This is a genomic window from Aromatoleum anaerobium, from assembly GCF_012910705.2.
GTDB lineage: Bacteria > Pseudomonadota > Gammaproteobacteria > Burkholderiales > Rhodocyclaceae > Aromatoleum > Aromatoleum anaerobium.
Genome location: NZ_WTVG02000014.1, coordinates 1 through 788 on the forward strand (window position 1 = coordinate 1; position 788 = coordinate 788).

At 66.9% G+C, this 788-nt stretch carries 2 pseudogenes; both read left to right on the plus strand.

Features of this window, described 5'->3' with window-relative positions:
* A pseudogene (locus tag GO606_RS00690) lies at positions 1-574 on the plus strand (phenylglyoxylate dehydrogenase); the annotation flags it as partial.
* A gap of 25 nt (positions 575-599) precedes the next feature.
* Positions 600-788: pseudogene (locus GO606_RS00695) on the plus strand (FAD/NAD(P)-binding oxidoreductase); the annotation flags it as partial.

Sequence of the window (788 nt, forward strand, 5' to 3'; positions counted from 1 at the left end):
CGGAGGTGCGGGCGGCAAGGGGCCGGCGACGTTCGTGCGCTACCGCAAGAGCCAGTGCCGCGGCATGCAGAATGCGCTGGGCGTGATCGAGGCTGTGCATGCCGAGTGGGCGGAACGCTTCGGGCGCAGTTATGCGCCGCTCGTCGAGGAGTACCGTCTCGACGACGCCGAGTTCGCGATCATGACGCTCGGCAGCATGACCGGGGCGGCAAAGGACGCGGTCGACGAGGCGCGTGAAGCCGGCAAGAAAGTCGGCCTCATCAAGATCAAGACGTTCAGCCCGTTCCCGGTCGAAGCCTTGATGCGTGCCTTGTCGAAAGTGCGCGCGCTCGGCGTTGTCGACCGCTCGGTGGGCTTTCGCTGGAATTGCGGGCCGATGTATCAGGAAGTGCTCGGCGTGCTGTACCGCCTCGCAGGGCAATCGGGCACGGTGCTGCCGGCGATGAGCTTCATCGGCGGGCTGGCGGGCGCCGATCTGACGATTCCGCATTTCCACCGCGTCATCGACGCCACCGAGCGGCTGCTCGACGGGCCGGCGCCGATGGAGCCCGTGTGGCTCAACGAGAATGACTGAGGGCGGCACAACCATGGAACCCGCAATGGAACAGACCCAATACCTCGTCGTCGGCAGCAGCCACGCGGCGCTCGAGGCGATCAGCGCGATCCGCATGCATGATGCGACCGGCACGCTGACGGTGGTGACGCGCGACGCGCACCTGCCGTATTCGCCGACCGTGCTGCCGTACGTCGTATCCGGAAAATCCGCCCCCGAGCGCGTGTTCCTCCGC